The organism is Pseudomonas sp. GW823-FHT02C02 (genome assembly GCF_058797635.1).
This window is the reverse complement of record NZ_JBXAJV010000002.1, coordinates 214651-234613: the sequence shown is the minus strand read 5'-3', so window position 1 is coordinate 234613 and position 19963 is coordinate 214651. Positions and strand designations below refer to the sequence as shown.

General features: G+C 57.7%; 16 protein-coding genes and 4 tRNA genes. 5 read left to right on the top strand and 15 right to left on the bottom strand.

The window, feature by feature from the left end; genetic code table 11:
• The first annotated feature begins 183 nt into the window (after nucleotides 1-183).
• The gene (locus AC1ROI_RS03785) at nucleotides 184-732 is read left to right on the top strand and encodes a cytochrome b (RefSeq protein ID WP_010458728.1); all 549 of its coding nucleotides are present in this window, start codon (nucleotides 184-186) and stop codon (nucleotides 730-732) included.
• 29 nt (nucleotides 733-761) lie between these two features.
• Here the strand turns inward: AC1ROI_RS03785 and AC1ROI_RS03780 are convergent, their stop codons facing one another.
• Together AC1ROI_RS03780 and AC1ROI_RS03775 are read right to left on the bottom strand one after the other, a co-directional pair.
• The gene (locus AC1ROI_RS03780; protein ID WP_102593409.1) at nucleotides 762-1688 is read right to left on the bottom strand and encodes a 1-aminocyclopropane-1-carboxylate deaminase/D-cysteine desulfhydrase; all 927 of its coding nucleotides are present in this window, start codon (nucleotides 1686-1688) and stop codon (nucleotides 762-764) included.
• A 190-nt stretch (nucleotides 1689-1878) separates the two neighbouring features.
• On the bottom strand, nucleotides 1879-3918 hold the full coding sequence (locus AC1ROI_RS03775) for an oxidoreductase (protein ID WP_077749744.1): 2040 nt from the start codon (nucleotides 3916-3918) through the stop codon (nucleotides 1879-1881).
• 208 nt (nucleotides 3919-4126) lie between these two features.
• Here AC1ROI_RS03775 and AC1ROI_RS03770 point away from each other — a divergent pair, with 208 nt between their 5' ends.
• Nucleotides 4127-5257 carry a carbon-nitrogen hydrolase family protein gene (locus AC1ROI_RS03770; RefSeq protein ID WP_102593408.1) on the top strand — a complete coding sequence of 377 codons (1131 nt, stop codon included), beginning with the start codon at nucleotides 4127-4129 and terminating at the stop codon, nucleotides 5255-5257.
• A gap of 3 nt (nucleotides 5258-5260) precedes the next feature.
• Complete coding sequence (locus AC1ROI_RS03765; RefSeq protein WP_102593407.1) at nucleotides 5261-6301, top strand: AraC family transcriptional regulator; 1041 nt, start codon at nucleotides 5261-5263, stop codon at nucleotides 6299-6301.
• 345 nt (nucleotides 6302-6646) lie between these two features.
• Here AC1ROI_RS03765 and AC1ROI_RS03760 read toward each other — a convergent pair whose 3' ends face one another.
• From AC1ROI_RS03760 to AC1ROI_RS03710, 11 genes are all read right to left on the bottom strand, one after another.
• A complete protein-coding gene (locus AC1ROI_RS03760; protein ID WP_010458715.1) occupies nucleotides 6647-7483 on the bottom strand; it encodes a DUF2242 domain-containing protein in 837 nt (278 codons plus the stop codon).
• 229 nt (nucleotides 7484-7712) lie between these two features.
• On the bottom strand, nucleotides 7713-9584 hold the full coding sequence (locus tag AC1ROI_RS03755) for a SurA N-terminal domain-containing protein (RefSeq protein ID WP_083377196.1): 1872 nt from the start codon (nucleotides 9582-9584) through the stop codon (nucleotides 7713-7715).
• Nucleotides 9585-9817: 233 nt separating this feature from the next.
• Nucleotides 9818-10090: an HU family DNA-binding protein gene (locus tag AC1ROI_RS03750; RefSeq protein ID WP_002552737.1), complete on the bottom strand. Its 273-nt coding sequence runs from the start codon at nucleotides 10088-10090 to the stop codon at nucleotides 9818-9820.
• Nucleotides 10091-10237: 147 nt separating this feature from the next.
• A complete protein-coding gene (gene lon / locus AC1ROI_RS03745) occupies nucleotides 10238-12634 on the bottom strand; it encodes an endopeptidase La (RefSeq protein ID WP_010458711.1) in 2397 nt (798 codons plus the stop codon).
• Between the two features lie 162 nt (nucleotides 12635-12796).
• Nucleotides 12797-14080: an ATP-dependent Clp protease ATP-binding subunit ClpX gene (gene clpX, locus AC1ROI_RS03740; RefSeq protein ID WP_007946893.1), complete on the bottom strand. Its 1284-nt coding sequence runs from the start codon at nucleotides 14078-14080 to the stop codon at nucleotides 12797-12799.
• A 112-nt stretch (nucleotides 14081-14192) separates the two neighbouring features.
• Entirely contained in the window at nucleotides 14193-14828 is a 636-nt protein-coding gene (clpP, locus tag AC1ROI_RS03735) for an ATP-dependent Clp endopeptidase proteolytic subunit ClpP (RefSeq protein ID WP_010458706.1), read from the bottom strand.
• Nucleotides 14829-14921: 93 nt separating this feature from the next.
• The gene (gene tig / locus AC1ROI_RS03730; RefSeq protein ID WP_010458704.1) at nucleotides 14922-16232 is read right to left on the bottom strand and encodes a trigger factor; all 1311 of its coding nucleotides are present in this window, start codon (nucleotides 16230-16232) and stop codon (nucleotides 14922-14924) included.
• Nucleotides 16233-16638: 406 nt separating this feature from the next.
• A tRNA-His gene (locus AC1ROI_RS03725) sits at nucleotides 16639-16711 on the bottom strand.
• A 78-nt stretch (nucleotides 16712-16789) separates the two neighbouring features.
• A tRNA-Leu gene (locus tag AC1ROI_RS03720) sits at nucleotides 16790-16874 on the bottom strand.
• A gap of 56 nt (nucleotides 16875-16930) precedes the next feature.
• Nucleotides 16931-17006 (bottom strand) — tRNA-His (locus AC1ROI_RS03715).
• A gap of 32 nt (nucleotides 17007-17038) precedes the next feature.
• A tRNA-Arg gene (locus AC1ROI_RS03710) sits at nucleotides 17039-17115 on the bottom strand.
• A gap of 275 nt (nucleotides 17116-17390) precedes the next feature.
• Between AC1ROI_RS03710 and folD the strand changes: the two genes are divergently transcribed.
• Together folD and pbpG are read left to right on the top strand one after the other, a co-directional pair.
• On the top strand, nucleotides 17391-18245 hold the full coding sequence (folD, locus tag AC1ROI_RS03705; protein ID WP_010458702.1) for a bifunctional methylenetetrahydrofolate dehydrogenase/methenyltetrahydrofolate cyclohydrolase FolD: 855 nt from the start codon (nucleotides 17391-17393) through the stop codon (nucleotides 18243-18245).
• A 237-nt stretch (nucleotides 18246-18482) separates the two neighbouring features.
• Nucleotides 18483-19421 (top strand): D-alanyl-D-alanine endopeptidase, encoded by a 939-nt coding sequence (gene pbpG / locus AC1ROI_RS03700; RefSeq protein WP_010458699.1) that lies wholly within the window; start codon nucleotides 18483-18485, stop codon nucleotides 19419-19421.
• 55 nt (nucleotides 19422-19476) lie between these two features.
• On the opposite strand, the gene AC1ROI_RS03695 is transcribed toward pbpG, so the two are convergent.
• Both AC1ROI_RS03695 and AC1ROI_RS03690 read right to left on the bottom strand, forming a co-directional pair.
• A complete protein-coding gene (locus AC1ROI_RS03695; RefSeq protein WP_010458697.1) occupies nucleotides 19477-19692 on the bottom strand; it encodes a hypothetical protein in 216 nt (71 codons plus the stop codon).
• Nucleotides 19693-19709: 17 nt separating this feature from the next.
• Nucleotides 19710-19916, bottom strand: coding sequence for a DUF6021 family protein (locus AC1ROI_RS03690; protein ID WP_010458694.1), 207 nt, complete (start codon nucleotides 19914-19916; stop codon nucleotides 19710-19712).
• Nucleotides 19917-19963 lie beyond the last annotated feature (47 nt).

Here is a 19963-nt window from a genome sequence, read left to right as displayed (position 1 = left end):
TTTACTGATTCATAAAAAAGCGCCAGCTCCGTTTCGGAACTGGCGCTTTTTTTGGGCGATCACTTGAGCCAGAGCATTGAATGCCCAAACAGCCACAGGCAAATCGACCAAAGCGGTTTACAGTTAAAAAACACCGTCGAACAAGAACGGTGGGCTTTTTGACCAGACTGTGAGGAACACCGTATGCCCTGGAAGAACTCCGAATCACGCTACAGCACTGTATCGATCACGCTGCATTGGTTGATGCTGGTCCTGCTGGCGCTGGTTTACGCCTGTATCGAATTTCGCGGGATCTTTCCCAAAGGCAGCGGTGGCCGGACGCTGATCACCGAATCGCACTTCATGCTCGGCTTGACGGTGTTCGTATTGGTTTGGCTGCGGTTGTTCGCGCGCAGCCTGGGCCCGGCACCACAGATTTTCCCGGCCTCGCCCCGCTGGCAGACCGTGCTGGCCAGACTGATGCACTGGGCGCTGTACATTTTCATGATCGCGATGCCGGTACTCGGTTGGCTGGTGACCAGCGCCAAGGGGCATCAGGTGATGTTCTATGGCGTTGACCTACCGCTGCTGATCCCGGAGGACAAGACGCTGGCCAAGCAAATCGAGGAATGGCATGAACTCGGCGGCACCATCGGCTATTGGCTGATCGGCCTGCACGCGGCGGCGGGGATTTATCACCACTACGTGGTGCGCGATAACACGCTGCTGCGGATGATGCCCAAGCGCGGGTGAAAAACACTGATCCCTGTGGCGAGGGGGTTTCAGGTTTTCAAGCTGCCCCCCCGGCAGCCCTGCAATCCGCCCGTGTGGACGAAGATCAGCCGTGTGCCCTTTTCAAATGTTCCAGCCTCGACTTGCTGCTTGAGCATCAGCAGCGCCTTGCCGGTGTACAGCGGTTCGAGGGGAACTCCCGAAGCCTGTTCCGCCTGGTCGATGAAACTGAGCAGCAGCGGATCGACTTTGGCAAAGCCACCACGGCTGGCATCGAACAGTTCGTAAGCCACGTCATGACTACCCGCCTCTCGGACAATCGATTCAACCTGCTGTGCCACACCATGATCGTCGGGCACCGCGAGCGCGCCATACACCGGGTGTTCGCCCGCCTCCGCCAGCGTCAGGCCGGCCAGGGTCGTGCCGGTTCCGCAAGCCAGCCACCAACCGTCGTAATCGCTCCAGCCCAGGTCGCCGAGTTGATCGAGGACCATCGCCTTCAACTGCCTGCAACCCCACGCCCCCCGAAGACCGCCGCCCCCTTCAGGCACCGGATACAGGTCGGGATAATGCACCTGCCAGGGCAGCCAGAAACCCGCTTCATGCCGCGCTCGATAACCGCCATAACCCAACCAGTGCAACTGCATGCCGAACGCTTGCAAGTCTTTCACCGTCGGTGTTTCCAGCGGATGACCGCGCAGCAGGCCGACCGTTTTGAAATCGAAACGTTTGCCGGCAGCTGCCAGTGCATGCAGATGATTGGAGTGGGCACCGCCGAGGCTGATGATGCCTTGGGCGCCGATCCGGTCAGCGGCGTTGAGGTGTTCGATGAGTTTGAACCACTTGTTGCCGCTGATCAGTGGATCGATCCGGTCGAGACGCAGGATGGCGACTTCGATGCTGGCCGTGGTGAGCCAGTCGAGGTCAAGGGGCTGGAGCGGGGCTTGGGGTAGCCAGTCGTTGGGAGGGAGAAGCATCAATGCCGGCTCTGGGTGAAGAGTCGGCATCTTAGCAGCCAATGTGTGGCGAGGGAGCTTGCTCCCGCTCGGCTGCGCAGCGGCCGCAAAACTGGTGACAGTGATTAACCTGACACACCACGATCGCTGATAGAGGGAGTCCTTCGGACTCCAACGGGAGCAAGCTCCCTCGCCACAGGGATTGAGTTGCTTACAACTCAGCAGCCAACCGCGACCCCTGATTGATCGCGCGCTTGGCATCCAACTCCGCCGCCACGTCCGCGCCACCAATCAAATGCACGTTCTGCCCGGCAGCCACCAGCCCCTCCTGCAATTCACGCAGCGGATCCTGCCCGGCGCAGATCACGATGTTGTCCACCGGCAGCACCTGCGGCTCACCGGTTTCGCCGATGCGGATGTGCAGGCCTTCATCATCAATCTTCAAGTATTCGACGCTGTTGAGCATCTGCACCTGCTTGTTCTTCAGACCGGTGCGATGAATCCAGCCCGTGGTTTTGCCCAGGCCGTCGCCGACTTTGGATTTCTTGCGTTGCAGCAGGAACACCTCGCGAGCCGGCGCATGGGGTTCAGCCTTGATGCCGGCAACACCGCCGCGCGCTTCAAGATGCGTGTCGATGCCCCACTCCTTCCAGAACGCATCGCGGTCCAGACTGGTGGAAACGCCTTGGTGAACCAGGAATTCCGACACGTCGAAACCGATACCGCCTGCGCCAATTACCGCGACACGCTTGCCCACCGGTTTACGCTCGAGAATCACGTCCAGGTAGCTCAGCACCTTGGCGTTTTCAACGCCGGGAATCGCCGGGGTTCTTGGGGCGATGCCGGTGGCCAGGATGATTTCGTCGTAACCGCCCTCAACCAGTTTCGCCACGTCGACACGGGTGTTCAGGCACACCTCGACGTTGGTAGTTTGCAGTTTGCGGTTGAAATAGCGCAGGGTTTCGACGAACTCTTCCTTGCCCGGCACACGCTTGGCAATGTTGAACTGACCACCAATCTCGCTGGCCGAATCAAACAGCGTCACCGAGTGCCCACGCTCGGCCGCCACAGTGGCCGCGGACAGGCCCGCAGGACCGGCACCCACCACGGCGATTTTCTTGATCTGCTGCACCGGCAGGTAGTTAAGCTCGGTTTCATGGCAAGCACGGGGGTTCACCAGGCAGCTGGTCAACTTGCCGCCGAAGGTGTGATCCAGGCATGCCTGGTTGCAACCGATGCAGGTATTGATTTCGTCGCCACGGCCAGCGGCCGCCTTGTTGACGAAGTCCGGGTCGGCGAGGAACGGCCGCGCCATGGACACCATGTCGGCATCGCCTTCGGCCAGAATCTGCTCGGCCACTTCTGGCGTATTGATGCGGTTGGTGGTGATCAACGGAATGCTCACCGAACCACGCAGCTTGGCCGTGACTTTGCTGAACGCCGCACGCGGCACTTTGGTGGCGATGGTCGGAATCCGCGCTTCGTGCCAGCCGATGCCGGTGTTGATGATGGTCGCGCCGGCCTGCTCGATGGCTTTGGCCAGGGTCACGATCTCTTCCCAGCTGCTGCCGCCTTCCACCAGGTCGAGCATCGACAGGCGGAAGATGATGATGAAGTTCGGGCCGACCGCTTCGCGTACACGGCGGACGATTTCCACCGGCAGGCGCATACGGTTTTCGTAGCTGCCCCCCCAACGGTCGGTGCGGTGGTTGGTGTGGGCGGCGAGGAACTGGTTAATGAAATAACCTTCCGAACCCATGATCTCGACGCCGTCGTACTCGGCTTTTTGCGCCAGGGTCGAGCACGTGACGAAATCGCTGATCTGCTTCTCGATACCTTCCTCGTCCAGCTCTTTAGGCTTGAACGGGTTGATCGGCGCCTGAATGGCACTCGGCGCGACCTGTTTCGGGCTGTAGGCATAACGACCGGCGTGGAGGATCTGCATGCAGATCTTGCCGCCCGCCTCGTGCACTGCACGGGTCACGATCTGGTGCTTGAGCGCTTCTTCCTCGGTGGTCAGTTTGGCCGCGCCGGAATACACCCCGCCCTCATCGTTCGGACCAATGCCGCCGGTGACCATCAGGCCGACACCGCCGCGAGCACGCTCGGCGAAGTACGCCGCCATGCGTTCGAAACCACCAGGCTTTTCCTCAAGACCGGTGTGCATCGAACCCATCAGGGTGCGGTTGCGCAGCGTGGTGAAACCCAGGTCCAGCGGGGCCAACAGGTGCGGGTAATGAGCGGCGGCCATTTGTAACTCCACATCGAGCGATCACGGAAAAAATGCAGGAGCTCTTCGGCCCCCGTCAGTCATGTTGGACAGACTAAGAGTCGCGCCCCCGTCACTCAATGACCGAAACTGACAACTTATTGATCCAAATGTGCAGCGCCCCTTGGCAAGCGTCGGCATGGGCCCTACCCTAGTCGCGAACCCTGCACACGGCTGTCGACTGTTTTCCATGCGCAAACTTCTGTACCTGACTTTCTCCATGGCATTGATTGCCGCCCTCACGACCTACGCCATGTGGGCCGCGGACCGTCCGGTGGGTCATTACCTGTCGGACCTGCGCATCCAACTCGCGGTCGATCAAGGCACACCCGCCGATCGCGGCAATCTGCTGGGTATCCAGCCCGAGCTGTTTCCCACCGACTATCAAAGCCCCGAACGCCTGCACCGCAAGCTCGCCGCCTATTTGCAGCAGGCCCAGGACCAGGGCTTGCTCAATGAAAAGACCATCGTCGTGATGCCTGAACATATCGGCACCTGGCTGATGGTCAGCGGCGAGAAAGATGAGCTGTACCAGGCGACCACACTTGAGGAAGCCATGAACTGGCTGGCGGTGAGCAATCCTGTGCAGTTCGTCCGTGCGTTGATCAGCGCCAAGGGCGACAGTCGTCTCGATGACGCTCACTTGCGGATGAAGGCCAAAAGCATGGCCAAGGATTATCAGGCACTGTTCGGGGGGCTGGCGAAGGCGTTCAACGTGACCCTGGTGGCCGGCACTATCGTGCTGCCCGAACCGAGCATCATCGACGGAACACTGAAAGTCGGCCGCGGTGCGTTGTACAACAGCAGCGTGGTGTTCGGTCGCGACGGTGTGCCGATCGGCCAGCCGCAACGCCAGATGCATCCGGTCTTTGCTGACCATGACGTCATCCAGGCCAATGGCGAGCATACGCTCAACGTTGTCGACACACCGGCTGGACGCTTGGGCGTACTGATCGGCAGCGACAGCTGGTACCCGGACAACTACCGCAAACTCGACGCTCAGGGCGCCCATTTGGTGGCTGTTCCGGCGTATGTCGTTGGCCGCGACACCTGGGACAAACCGTGGCGGGGTTACAAGGGGCTGTCGACGCCCAGCTCGGTCAGCCTCAAGGCCGGTGAACTCAGTGAAGGCCAGGCCTGGCATCGTCTGACATTGACCGGCCAGCCGCCCAGCAGCCGGGCCATTGCCGGCATGAGCGTGTTCCTGCGCGGTCAATTCTGGGACAAGGGCAGCGCGGGTCAAAGTTTTCTCAGCAACAACGGGCAGCAGTTCGCCGACGGCAACGCCCGTGGCGCGCGTTTGCTGAACCTCTGGTTGTAACCCATGAAACCGCTGCCGATGCGCCTTGGGGATCTGTCGGTGGGCTTTGTTCACAGCCTGGCCGACGCCGTGCGCAGCCACGGTGTGGACCCGCAACCGTTGCTTGAGCAATACGGCCTCGATGCCGCGCGCCTGGCCGAAGCGGGGGCCCGGCTGTCGATCCCGCGCTACATGCGCCTGGGCCACGGAGCCATTCAACTGACCGATGATCCGGCGCTGGGTTTGCGCATGGGCCAGCTCAGTCGTCTGAGTCAGGCCGGCCTGGCCGGAGTCACCGCCGCCCAGGCGCCGACGGTTCGCGAAGCGGCGCGCTGCCTGATTCGTTTTGAAGCCCTGTATGGCTCCAACTACCGTGGTCAATCGAGCTTTCATGAAGACGCTCAGGGCGCGTGGCTGCGGTTCTATTCCATCAGTCCCTACAACGCCTACAACCGCTTCGTGGTGGATTCGATCATCGCCGGGTGGTTGCAGCAATTGTCCAGCGTGAGCCCTGCCCCCCTTCGCGCCGAACGGATCGAGATTGAGTTTGCCGAACCGGATTATCGTGAAGCATATGCCGCGCTGGGCGATTGTCCGATTCAGTTCGGTGCCGAACAGAATCAACTGCGCCTGAGCCTGGCCAGCCTCGCCCAGCGCAACCCGGAGCACTGCCCGAGTACCTGGCGACACTTGCTGCAACTCTGTGAGCGGGAACTGGAGCAACTGACACGCACCCGCAGCCTGCGTGAACGCATCACTCAGTTACTGGGGCCATTGCTCAATGGTGGCCGGGAACCCGACCTGGAAGAAGTGGCGGCACGCTTGAAGCTGCCGACCTGGACCTTGCGTCGCAAACTCGCCGAGGAGGGCACGCAATTTCGCGCCATTCTCAATGACACGCGCCGCGACCTGGCCATGACCTACATTCGCGACACGGAACTGGCGTTCGGTGAAATCGCCTACCTGCTGGGTTTTGCCTCAGCCGAAGCTTTCCAACGCGCCTTCAAACGCTGGAACGGCCAGACACCCGGCGAGTTTCGCCGCAGCCATCGCCAATCCGCGTGATGCTTAAAGCTCTGTAGCGTCTTCCGCTGGCTCCAATGGGTCCAGTTCAAATGCCTGATACTCGAGCAGCTCTTCTTGATAATCGTCCATTGTGAAATCCCCCTACCGCTCGTTTAAAAATGCCTGAATAAATGACCAACGCCCCGAGCATAAAGTGCCCGCGTGAAAGAAAAATGACGCGGGCGCACCGCTCAGCGGCTACTTATAAAACGTAGCAGGCGGTCAGGAATTTATCACAGGATTTTTTCGATAAAGGCTGTAGGACTGCAGCCTGGTTGACGCGGATCAAACTAACAGCCATTTCGGGAACGGTGCCATCTGACACGATCCCGAAATGTACATCGATTACTGGCTGGCAGCCGGCATGGCCGAAATAGGCTCGCTCGGTGGCGGCAGGCTGGATTGCGGCGGTGGCGTAACGGTTTCCGGGGACGGAACCGGCTCCGGGTTTTCAACCGGGGTGATCGGCGCTGTTTCAGGCGGTGGTGCGACGGGTTCCGAGGCCGCGGGGGCTGGAGCAGGTTCAACCGCAGGCACTGGCGCTGGCTCCGCAGCAGGGGCCGGCGTTGGGGCCAAAGGCGCCGGAGCAGCCTTGGCTTCCGGCATGCCCAGGTCGGTCTTGGGTTTCTCGGGGATGTGTGCAGCCTTTTTCGCTTCCGGCGGCAGGAACAACTCCACCAGCGCAAAGAAACGCTCGTAGAACTTGGCCGACGAGACGGTTTCGCTGGCAACCTTGACCATCGAATCGTCGGAGGAACCGATCGGCATCGACACCGAACCCAACACACCCACGCCCACACTGGCGGAGTTATTGGTTTTCTTCAGCGCATAACGGTCCTGCAGGGCGTTGGCGAACATGGTCGCATGATGGCCCTCACTGCCATCATCGGCACACACCACACTGAAGCTGATCTCCATGTGGGTCTCGCCGGTCTGCTGGAAGCTTTTGTGTCCGCTGACCAGCTTCGGGTCGGCGCTGGTGATGATATAGCCCTGGCTCAGCAACGCCCGACGGGCGGCTTCGCAGGTCTGCGCATCCGTCACCGGGTAATTGCGCGAAAACGTCCCGGAGTCATCGAAGTTCTCATGCTCGTAGATGGGGGCTTTCTTCGACGAGCAGCCGGCAGCGGCGGCCAGCAACAACGCCAGCCCGGCAACACGCATGGGAATTGATTTAAACATTGAACATCCTGAGGGAAACGGTCCGGGGCGTATTGTGCAACAGATCGATGCTTAGCGGAGCATCGATTAGTGTCTTAAAACATTTACAAGGCTACTGACTGTCAGCTATGGGAAAAAGTCCCGTCTGAGTGACCGAAGGGCCCCTCGGAAGTCGCGGTCTGGATCGCACACATAAAAAACCCCGGCCTTTCGGCCGGGGTCTTTGTGGAACGGGCAACTCAGTCAAGCATCAGAAACGCTTGATCTCGGCCTGGCTTTCCAGCTGTTTGCGGTAGGCCGCAAAGTCCTGCTGGCCAATGCGCGAGGCGAGGAAGCGACGGTATTGGGCCTTCTCTTCTTCGGTCGGCGCGGCGGCTTCGTTCACACCGTTCAGGCGCACGATCACCAGGCTACCATCCGTCAGGGTCACGCTGCTGTAGGTCGGTTTGTCCTTGGCGACAGGTTTTGGCATGCGGAACAGCGCTTGCAGCACGGTTGGGTCAATCCCTTCCTGAGCGCGAGTTGCCGCTTCAGTCACTTTCCAGTTCTGACCGTCAATCGCCTTGTCCAGCGGAGTCTTGCCATCGCGCAGGCTGGCGATCAACTCATCAGCCTTGGTCTTGGCGGCAGCACTGGCGTGCTCCTTGGCCAACTGCGCACGAATGCTGGCATTGACGCTTTCCAGCGGCAGTTGCGCAGGCTTCAAGTGTTCCTTGGCGCGCAGCACGATCACGGTTTCCGGGTCCAGCTCGATGGCGGTGCTGTTGGCACCTTCATCCAGCACTTCAGGACTGAACGCCGCGGTGATCACGGCACGGTTAGCCGCCACACCTTCGCCACCCTCGCGGCCAAACGGCTTGGAGGTGTGGACAGTCAGCTTCAGGTCTTGCGCCGGCTGGGCCAGATCGGAGGACTCGAACGAAGAATCTTCCAGTTGCTTGGTCGCCTCGACAAAACGCTGCTCGACCTGCTGGGTTTTCAGCTCACGGGTCAGCTTGTCTTTCAGGCTGGCCAGCGTCGGCACTTCCGGTGCTTCAACGCCCAACAGTTTGATCAGGTGGAAACCGAAGTCAGTGCGAATCGGTGCCGACACTTGATCCTTGGCCAACGCATACAGCGCGGTTTCAAATGCAGGGTCGTATACACCAGGGCCTGCGTAGCCCAGGTCACCGCCGTTGTTCGCCGAACCCGGGTCCTGGGAGAATTCCTTGGCCAGCGCCTCGAATTTCTCGCCTTTGGCCAGACGCGCCTGAATGTCTTCGATCTTGGCCTTGGCTTGCGCCTCGGTCACTTTATCGTTCACTTCAATCAGAATGTGCGCAGCCCGGCGTTGCTCGGACAGGTTCGCGATTTCTTTCTGATACGCCGCTTGCAGGTCTTCGTCCTTGACGCTGACCTGATCGAAGAAGGAAGACTTCTTCAATTCCAGGTAATCGATGACAACCTGATCCGGGGTCATGAATTCCTTGGCATGTTCGTCGTAGTAGGCCTTGACCTCATCGTCGGTCAGCTTCACCGCTGCCGGGTCAACCTTGACGTTCAGGGAAGCGAAATCGCGGGTCTGTTTTTCCAGACGGGCGAAGGCCAGAACCTGTGCGTCGGTGACGAAACCGCTACCCGCCAGGCCAGCGCGCAGCTGACCGATCAGCATTTCCTGAGCCAGCATCTGGCGGAATTGCATGCGGCTGTAGCCCAGTTGACGAATCACCTGATCGAAGCGCTCAGCACTGAACTTGCCATCCACCTGAAACTCAGGTGTTTGCAGGATCACTTGGTCCAAGGCCGCTTCGGAGAAAGCGAATTTCGATTCTTCTGCGCCTTGCAGCAGCAGTTTGCGGTCGATCAAGCCTTTGAGAGCCGATTCGCGCAGCATTTTTTCGTCGAGCAAGGAAGCGTCGAAATCCTTGCCCAGCTGTTGCATCAGCTGACGGCGTTGCATATCGACCGCCTGGCTCAGCTCGTTCTGGCTGATTTCTTCGCCGTTAACCTTGGCCGCATCATTACGACTGGTGGTGGCCTGAAAAATGGCGTCGAAACCGGTCAAAGCCATCAGTGCAACGATGACCCCGATAATGGTCTTGGCAATCCAGCCTTGTGAATTGTCCCTGATATTCTGCAGCATGCGTCCCCCAGAAACGGTTGAACTTCAAAATTAGGCAACCGTGGAGCGTGGGTAGAATCCGGATAGAAGAAAGGCGCATCCGAGGATGCGCCTTCTCGTAACTGGCGGAGCGGACCAAGGGTTCGAACTTGCGACCCTCGGCGTCTCGGACCGGCAACTTGCCGACTGGACTACCGCTCCGCTGCCAGGTCAGGCATGACCCCGACCCGGATAGGCAAAAACCTGAAACGAACTTAGTTGACAGCTTCTTTCAGTGCTTTACCGGCTTTGAAACCTGGTTTTTTGGCTGCTGCGATTTCCAGCGTCTTACCGGTCTGTGGGTTACGACCAATGCGAGCTGGACGATCGGTAACGGAGAACGTACCGAAACCAACCAGAACAACAGAGTCGCCAGCCTTGAGAGCGCCAGTGACGGATTCGATTACAGCGTCCAGCGCACGGCCAGCAGCAGCTTTCGGGATATCAGCGGATGCAGCGATAGCATCAATCAGTTCCGACTTGTTCACTCTAAGTCCCCTTATATCTATTTGAGTATGATTCTAAGTTTTTTGGTGAAAGCAAAAACGAGTGCTGAATGGCCTACAGACACTTAAGAGCCGCTTTATAACAAGGGCTCTAAAAAGCTGTCAACAAGCCACTCAGGCAAATGCGTACTAATGCGTGCTAATTCTTTCCTTAGAGTCAGACTCGCGTTTTTCATCCTTTGCAACTATCTCTGGAACCACATCTGGCAGCGGCTCCGGCGCGTATTGCAGCGCAATTTGCAGGACCTCGTCAATCCATTTAACCGGTTTAATCTGCAGATCTTGCTTGATATTGTCAGGAATTTCCTTCAGATCGCGCACGTTCTCTTCAGGAATGATCACGGTCTTGATCCCGCCACGGTGAGCAGCCAGCAGCTTTTCCTTCAATCCGCCAATCGCCAACACCTGGCCACGCAAGGTGATTTCGCCTGTCATGGCAACATCCGCACGTACTGGAATCCCGGTCAATGCCGACACCAGGGCCGTGCACATGCCTACGCCGGCGCTAGGGCCGTCTTTCGGGGTAGCCCCTTCCGGCATGTGGATGTGCGTGTCGCGCTTCTCGTGGAAGTCCAGGGGAATCCCCAGGCTCTTCGCACGGCTGCGCACAACGGTCAGCGCGGCCGTGATCGATTCGACCATCACATCACCCAGCGAACCGGTCTTGATCAGCTGGCCTTTACCCGGCACGACAGCAGCTTCGATGGTCAGCAATTCACCACCCACCTGAGTCCATGCCAGACCGGTGACCTGACCGATCTGATCCTGCGACTCAGCCAGACCGTAGCGGAATTTGCGCACACCCAGGAAGTGTTCCAGCATCTCGGCAGTGACCTTCACCGAGAAGCGTTTTTCCAGTGCGTGCTCTTTGACCGCCTTGCGGCAAACCTTCGCAATCTGGCGTTCCAGCCCACGCACACCGGCTTCGCGGGTGTAGTAGCGGATGATGTCGCGGATCGCTTCGGCGTCGAATTCCAGCTCGCCTTTCTTCAAGCCGTTGGCAGTAATCTGCTTGGGCGAGAGGTATTTGACGGCGATGTTGATCTTTTCGTCTTCGGTGTAGCCAGGCAGACGAATCACTTCCATCCGGTCGAGCAGCGCCGGCGGAATATTCATGGAGTTCGAGGTGCACAGGAACATCACATCGGACAAGTCGTAGTCGACTTCCAGATAGTGATCGTTGAAGTTGTGGTTCTGCTCCGGATCGAGCACTTCCAGCAACGCCGACGCCGGATCGCCACGCATGTCGCTGCCCATTTTGTCGATTTCATCGAGCAGGAACAGCGGGTTGCGGACGCCCACCTTCGTCATCTTTTGAATCAATCTTCCTGGCATCGAACCGATGTAAGTCCGGCGATGACCACGAATTTCCGCTTCGTCACGCACGCCACCGAGGGCCATACGGACAAATTTGCGGTTGGTGGCGTGGGCGATCGACTCTGCCAGAGAGGTTTTACCCACCCCTGGAGGACCGACCAGGCACAACACCGGACCACGAATTTTCTTCACGCGCTTTTGCACGGCGAGGTATTCGAGGATCCGCTCTTTGACTTCTTCCAGACCGTAGTGGTCTGCATCAAGAATGTCTTCTGCGCGCGCAAGGTCCAGGCGCACTTTGCTCTGGGCCTTCCACGGCACCTGAACCAGCCAGTCGATGTACGAACGCACCACGGTCGCTTCCGCGGACATTGGCGACATTTGTTTCAACTTGTTCAGTTCACCCTGGGCCTTGGCCAAGGCATCTTTGGGCAGGCCCGCGGCATCGATGCGCTTTTTCAGCTCTTCGATTTCGTTGTGGCCTTCGTCGCTGTCACCGAGCTCTTTCTGAATGGCCTTCATCTGCTCATTCAGGTAGTACTCGCGCTGGCTGCGCTCCATTTGTTTCTTGACGCGACCGCGAATGCGTTTTTCGACTTGCAGCAGATCGATCTCGGCATCCAGCAACGCCAGAACGTGCTCGACCCGGGCCGACAAATCGATGATTTCGAGGATTTCCTGCTTCTGCTCGATCTTCAGGGCCATGTGAGCGGCCATGGTGTCGACCAGGCGACCCGGCTCGTCGATGCTGTTGAGCGACGAGAGGACTTCAGCCGGGACTTTCTTGCCCAGCTGCACATATTGTTCGAACTGAGCCAAAAGGCTGCGGACGAACACTTCCGACTCGCGCTCAGGCGCGTCGACTTCGTCGATCAGCGAGACTTCGGCACGGCAGTGGCCGTCCACTTCGCTGAAGCGCTCCACGGCGCCCCGCTGCTCGCCTTCGACCAGAACCTTGACCGTGCCGTCAGGCAGCTTGAGCAGCTGCAGAACGGTCGCAATGGTGCCTACGCGATAAAGTGCATCTTCACCGGGATCGTCGTCAGCAGGGTTTCTCTGAGCCAGCAGAAGAATCTGCTTGTCGCCCGTCATCGCAGCCTCGAGGGCTTCGATGGATTTCTCGCGCCCCACGAACAGCGGGATAACCATGTGCGGATAAACCACAACATCACGCAATGGCAGGAGAGGCAATTCGATGGTTGTCTTCATGATTTCGCCTCTACGGCGGCCATATGGCCGTAAACAGATGGAAGTAAGCTTGAAACCAAGATGGGGGCTGCTTTGAAAAAAAACAAGCGCAAAGAGGGTGTTAAAAACGCTTTAAAAGAAAAGGGGCCCGAAGGCCCCTTCTTTGCTCCAGCTGCCGGACGCTTAAGCGTCTGGCGCAGCCTTGGCAGCCGGCTCACTGTTTTCGTAGATATACAGTGGCTTGGACTTGCCTTCTATAACGCTTTCGTCGATCACTACTTTACTCACCTCGGACTGCGAGGGGATTTCATACATAGTGTCGAGCAATACACCTTCGAGAATCGAACGCAGTCCACGGGCACCGGTCTTGCGTTCCAGGGCACGTTTGGCGACCGATTTCAGTGCGTCGGCCCGGAATTCAAGGTCTACACCTTCCATCTCGAACAGCTTGGCATACTGCTTGGTCAAAGCATTTTTCGGCTCGGTGAGAATCTGCATTAACGCAGCCTCATCAAGCTCGTCCAGCGTGGCAAGGACCGGCAGACGACCGACGAACTCCGGGATCAGACCGAACTTGACCAGATCGTCAGGCTCGACTTCACGCAGGGATTCACCCACCTTCTTGCCTTCTTCCTTGCTGCGAACTTCCGCGTTGAAACCGATGCCGCCCTTGGTGGAACGGTTTTGAATAACCTTTTCCAGACCGGAGAACGCACCACCGCAGATGAACAGGATGTTACGGGTGTCGACCTGAAGGAATTCCTGCTGCGGATGCTTGCGACCACCTTGCGGCGGAACGGAAGCGACCGTGCCTTCGATCAACTTGAGCAGGGCCTGCTGCACGCCTTCACCGGAAACGTCCCGGGTGATCGACGGGTTGTCAGACTTGCGCGAGATCTTGTCGATTTCGTCGATGTAGACAATGCCCATCTGGGCTTTTTCCACGTCGTAATCGCACTTCTGCAACAGCTTCTGAATGATGTTCTCGACATCTTCACCCACGTAACCCGCCTCGGTGAGGGTGGTTGCATCGGCGATGGTGAACGGAACGTTCAGCAAGCGGGCCAGTGTTTCGGCAAGCAGGGTTTTACCCGAGCCTGTCGGGCCGATCAGCAAGATGTTGCTTTTGCCAAGTTCGACGTCGTCATTCTTTTTGTCGCGCTGGTTCAGACGCTTGTAGTGGTTGTACACCGCTACGGCCAGAACCTTTTTCGCACGCTCCTGACCAATCACGTACTGATCAAGGATGCCGCTGATTTCTTTAGGCGAAGGCAATTTATGCGCGCTGCTTTCGGCCTGGGCTTCCTGCACCTCCTCTCGGATGATGTCATTGCACAGGTCGACGCACTCGTCGCAGATAAAGACCGAGGGGCCGGCAATCAATTTGCGTACTTCATGCTGGCTTTTGCCACAGAAGGAGCAATAGAGCAGCTTGCCGTTGTCCTCGCCGTTGCGGGTGTCAGTCATTCGTTCGATCCAAATCCGATAGGCTTGCAACACAAGATGAAGGCTATTGCGGGCTTTTTCAAGCCCGCCGGTGATCGGACCAGCCGACCCACCCTATTTTGAGCTGCTTAATTTAAGCGGGGCGCTGGTTGATCACTTCATCGATCAACCCGTACTCACGCGCGGCTTCTGCACTCATGAAGTTATCGCGGTTGGTATCGCGCTCGATTTCTTCAAGTGTGTGGCCGCTGTGCTTGGCCATCAGCGTGTTGAGACGCTCACGAATGAAGAGAATTTCCTTGGCATGGATTTCGATATCCGAAGCCTGGCCTTGGAAACCGCCCAGTGGCTGGTGAATCATCACGCGCGAATTCGGCAGGCAATAACGCTTGCCGGCGGCACCGGCCGTCAAAAGGAAGGCGCCCATGCTGCAGGCCTGACCAATACAGGTGGTCGATACATTGGGTTTGATGAACTGCATGGTGTCATAGATCGACATGCCCGCTGTCACCGAACCGCCCGGGGAGTTGATATAGAGATGGATGTCCTTGTCCGGGTTTTCCGCTTCAAGGAACAGCAATTGCGCACAAATCAGGTTGGCCATGTAGTCCTCTACCGGGCCAACCAGAAAAATCACTCGTTCCTTGAGAAGGCGCGAGTAGATGTCATAGGCGCGCTCGCCACGAGCAGACTGCTCGACAACCATCGGGACCAGGCCGCCAGCGGCCTGGATATCAGAGTTCTGCTGAATATACGAATTACGGAACATGCTCTGCAGTCACTCCCAAATAGTTATGTCTTGAATACGCATAAGCCAGCACGAAGGCTGGCTTATGGTGTGTGCTTCTTACCGCAAAAACGATCAGTCGGCTTGTGGAGCTTCTACCGGCTTGACTGCTTCTTCGTAAGAGACCGATTTGTCGGTCACGCTAGCTTTCTGCAGAACAGTATCCACAACTTGTTCTTCCAGCACAACCGAACGAACTTCGTTCAGTTGCTGGTCGTTCTTGTAGTACCAGGACACAACCTGCTCAGGCTCTTGGTAGGCCGAAGCCATTTCCTGAATCATTTCACGAACGCGAGCTTCGTCAGGCTTGAGGTCGAATTGCTTGACCACTTCAGCCACGATCAGACCCAGAACAACACGGCGCTTGGCTTGTTCTTCGAACAGCTCGGCCGGCAGTTGGTCAGGCTTGATGTTGCCGCCGAACTGCTGAACAGCCTGCACGCGCAGACGGTCAACTTCGTTGGACAGCAGCGCCTTAGGCACTTCGATCGGGTTGGTGGCCAGCAGACCGTCCATTACCTGATTCTTGACCTTGGATTTGATCGCCTGACGCAGTTCACGCTCCATGTTCTTGCGAACTTCGGTGCGGAAGCCTTCCAGGCCCGTTTCCTTGATGCCGAATTGAGCGAAGAATTCTTCGTTCAGTTCTGGCAGTTTCGGCTCGGAAACAGTGTTCACGGTCACGGTGAACTCAGCGGTTTTGCCAGCCAGGTCGAGGTTCTGATAGTCCTCTGGGAAGGTCAGGTTCAGCACGCGCTCTTCGCCGGCTTTAGCGCCGACCAGGCCGTCTTCGAAACCAGGGATCATGCGGCCGGAACCCAGCACCAGCTGTGTACCCTTGGCAGAACCGCCAGCGAACACTTCACCGTCAACCTTGCCAACGAAATCGATGTTCAGTTGGTCTTCGTTCTGAGCGGCGCGCTCAGCCACTTCGAAACGGGTGTTCTGCTTGCGCAGCACGTCCAGCATCTTGTCCAGATCGGCGTCAGCCACGTCAGCGCTCAGGCGCTCTACGGTGATGCCGTCGAAGCCAGCAACGGTGAACTCAGGGAACACTTCGAAAACTGCAACGTATTCCAGATCTTTGCCAGCTTCCATCGATTTAGGCTCGATCGAAGGAGCGCCAGCCGGGTTCAGCTTTTGCTCGACAACAGCTTCGTAGAACGAAGACTGGATCACGTCGCCTACAGCTTCCTGACGCGCATCAGCGCCGAAACGGCGCTTGATTTCGCTCATTGGCACTTTGCCTGGACGGAAGCCAGCAATCTTGGCCTTTTGGGCAGTCTGCTGCAGACGCTTGTTGACCTGAGTCTCGATGCGCTCAGCCGGCACGGTGATGCTCATGCGGCGCTCAAGAGCAGAAGTATTTTCAACAGAAACTTGCATGGATATTCCTCGTTGCACAGACGTTAGCCGGCCGTTTCCGACCCCAGAATCAAGGGCATGCATTCTAGTGGGTCAAACTCAAGAAGTCACCCTACTGAAAACGGGTAAAAAAGCAGCAGGCAATTTATAGGCGGGGACAAACGGTTGTGCCTCGCCCTGTTAGCAATTACAGCCAGTCACGCCAGGGCTCTGCACCAATCCTTCTATATATAGAAGAAGTTGCCAATCATCTCCCTGACAGCCGGTCTTGCGAGCAAGCCGGCGGGCGGCGCGGCATCATCGAGAAACATAAATACGACGAAACACCCCACCCCTGCGACCCAGGACATGCAGCCGCTTGACACTCGAACCGCTAAAACAAAAAAGGCGCCAGACTGTTAAATCTGGCGCCTCTCGAAATATGGGGTGTGGACGAAGGGGATCGAACCCTCGACAACGGGAGTCACAATCCCGTGCTCTACCAACTGAGCTACGCCCACCATATTGCCTTGCAAAGAAGCCAATCAACTCCCTTGCTGCGCCCCAACCAGGCCAACCGGCTTGAGTGAAGCTTTATTTGGTGCGGATGAAGAGACTCGAACTCTTACACCTTGCGGCGCTGGAACCTAAATCCAGTGTGTCTACCAATTCCACCACATCCGCGTTTGAAGCTGTTAAAGCAAAGGCGCCAGACTGTTAATCTGGCGCCTTTTGAAATATGGGGTGGACGAAGGGGATCGAACCCTCGACAACGGGAGTCACAATCCCGTGCTCTACCAACTGAGCTACGCCCACCATATCGCGCTACTTGTGCCAAAGCTGCCTAATGGCGCACCCGGCAGGACTCGAACCTGCGACCATCCGCTTAGAAGGCGGATGCTCTATCCAGCTGAGCTACGGGCGCCTTATTAATCTGTACTCTTGGAGGACTACAAACTAAGAGCTTTCCAGTCTCGCAGAACCGTAATTCCGCTTGACCTTCTCATCCAGTGCTAGGCTGTGCCCGACAAGTGCGACGAATAGTATAGAGCGCCCCGAAGGCCGTCAAATGCTTTTTATAAAAAATTCATTTAATTAAAGGGCTTAGAGGAATTTGCAGACCAAGCGCCTTTGCCCTCACCTCATGACATGCGAGAATGCGTTCTCTTTTTTTCCCCTCTCGATGGTTAATCACGCGCAATGACTGCACAACTAATCGACGGCAAATCGATCGCCGCCAGCCTGCGCCAGCAGATCGCCAAACGAGTCACCGAGCGTCGCGAGCAAGGCCTGCGCACCCCGGGCCTCGCGGTGATCCTGGTCGGCAGCGATCCCGCCTCTCAGGTTTATGTCTCGCACAAGCGTAAAGACTGTGAAGAGGTCGGCTTCATTTCCCAAGCCTACGACCTGCCTTCCGAAACCACTCAAGAAGCACTGACCGACCTGATCGATCGCCTGAACGACGATCCGGCAATTGACGGCGTTCTGCTTCAGCTTCCTTTACCTGAGCACCTGGATGCCTCCAAATTGCTGGAGCGCATTCGTCCAGATAAAGACGTCGACGGCTTCCATCCTTATAACGTCGGCCGCCTGGCCCAGCGCATCCCGTTGCTGCGTCCGTGCACCCCCAAAGGCATTATGACCTTGCTGGAAAGCACCGGTGTCGACCTTTACGGGATGGACGCGGTGGTCGTCGGAGCCTCCAACATCGTTGGCCGTCCGATGGCGATGGAATTGCTGCTCGCCGGTTGCACCGTGACCGTCACCCACCGCTTCACCAAGGATCTGGCCGGCCACGTCGGCCGTGCCGACCTGGTTGTCGTCGCCGCCGGCAAACCGGGCCTGGTCAAAGGTGAGTGGATCAAGGAAGGCGCGATCGTGATCGACGTCGGCATCAACCGCCAGGAAGACGGCAAACTGGTCGGTGACGTCATCTACGAAACCGCCCTGCCCCGCGCTGGCTGGATCACGCCGGTACCGGGCGGTGTTGGCCCGATGACGCGTGCCTGCCTGCTGGAAAACACGCTGTACGCGGCAGAAACACTGCACAGCTGAGTGCCTGCTTCGAAATAAGCGATGTACAAAAGAACCCCGCCAATGGCGGGGTTCTTTTTGCCTGGGGTGAAAGATCGACCATCCGCCGGAAAATGACTTTTTTTTCATGTTTCCAAGGACTTTAACCTCCTCCTTGAACAACCATCGACAGTTATTCAGCCATACTCCAGAATGTCGCGCTTTTTACGAAATAACCCGTTACATAACGGCTTATCAACACCTTATGAGTCCGCCAGCGTGAAAATCCGTCTTTCCATCCTGAGCCTATTTTTTGTATTTACAGGGACGTTCATCACGCCAATCGCCAGCGCCGCGGAGACCACCGCAGCCCCCCGAGACACGAAACAACTCAAGCTCGCTTCCGGCAGCTCTTTGCTGCTGGATATGCAGACCAACAAAGTCATCTATGCCAGCAACCCCGATGTGGTTGTCCCTATCGCCTCGGTCAGCAAATTGATGACCGGTCTGGTTGTGGTCGAAGCCAGGCAGAACATGGACGAGTACATCAATATCAACATCAGCGACACGCCAGAAATGAAAGGCGTGTTTTCCCGGGTCAAACTCAAAAGCGAATTGCCGCGCAGGGAAATGCTGCTGATCGCCCTGATGTCCTCGGAAAACCGTGCAGCGGCGAGCCTGGCTCATCATTATCCGGGTGGCTACGTCGCATTCATTGCCGCGATGAACGCCAAGGCAAAGGCGCTGGGCATGACCAGCACCCACTTCGTCGAGCCGACGGGCCTCTCCCCGCGTAACGTCTCTACCGCCCGCGACCTGAGCAAATTGCTGATCGCCGCACACAAATACCCGTTATTGACCGAGTTGAGCACCACCAAGGAAAAAACCGTCACCTTCCGCAAACCCAACTACAGCCTGGGTTTCCGTAACACCGACCATTTGGTCCGCAAGCCAAACTGGGACATCAAGCTGACCAAAACCGGGTTCACCAACGAAGCCGGTCACTGCCTGGTGTTGGTGACCAGCATGGGCAATCGCCAAGTGGCGCTGGTGATTCTCGACGCCTTCGGCAAGTACACGCATTTTGCCGATGCCGCCCGCATCCGCAGCTGGGTGGAAACCGGCAAAGGCGCAGACGTGCCGTCGGTAGCCTTGCAGTACAAGTCGGACAAGAACCTCAAGCACCGCCAGAGCGGTGTGGTTGAAGCCTCGAAATAAGTCAGCGACAGAAAAAACAAAGCCCCGATCATTCGGGGCTTTTTTTCGTCTGGCGTTAATCGTTGGGCAGCGGCATCTGATCGTCATCCGGAATGCCATCCCCGGCGCTTGGATCTTTCATGCCATGGGGATGCTCCGTCGGGACCACCATCGGACGGGCCAACGGATCCCTTAACGGATCGTTCGGATCCATCACCGGATCAACACCCTCTTCAGGGGTCGTTGGAACACTGTCCGGACGTTTGTCGTTGAAACTCGAATCAGTAGACATACGCACCTCACCAAGGGTTAGGGTTTCAGATCAGCGAGTGGGTCGTAAGGCTTCGCCGGAGCCTTGGGATTGTCGCCCGGCTTTACATCCCTCGGCGCCTTGGCAGGACCGATGGGATCGACCTGAGGGTCGGCGAGGTCCGGCGAATCGGGGTCGAATCCCAATTCGTCGCCCGAAGAATGTTCGGATGAATGCGGGCCGTCGGGGGTATTGGAATGTGCCATGGGGCGCCTCCTGGGATCTGGCCCGGAGAAACCGGGTCTTGTCCTTT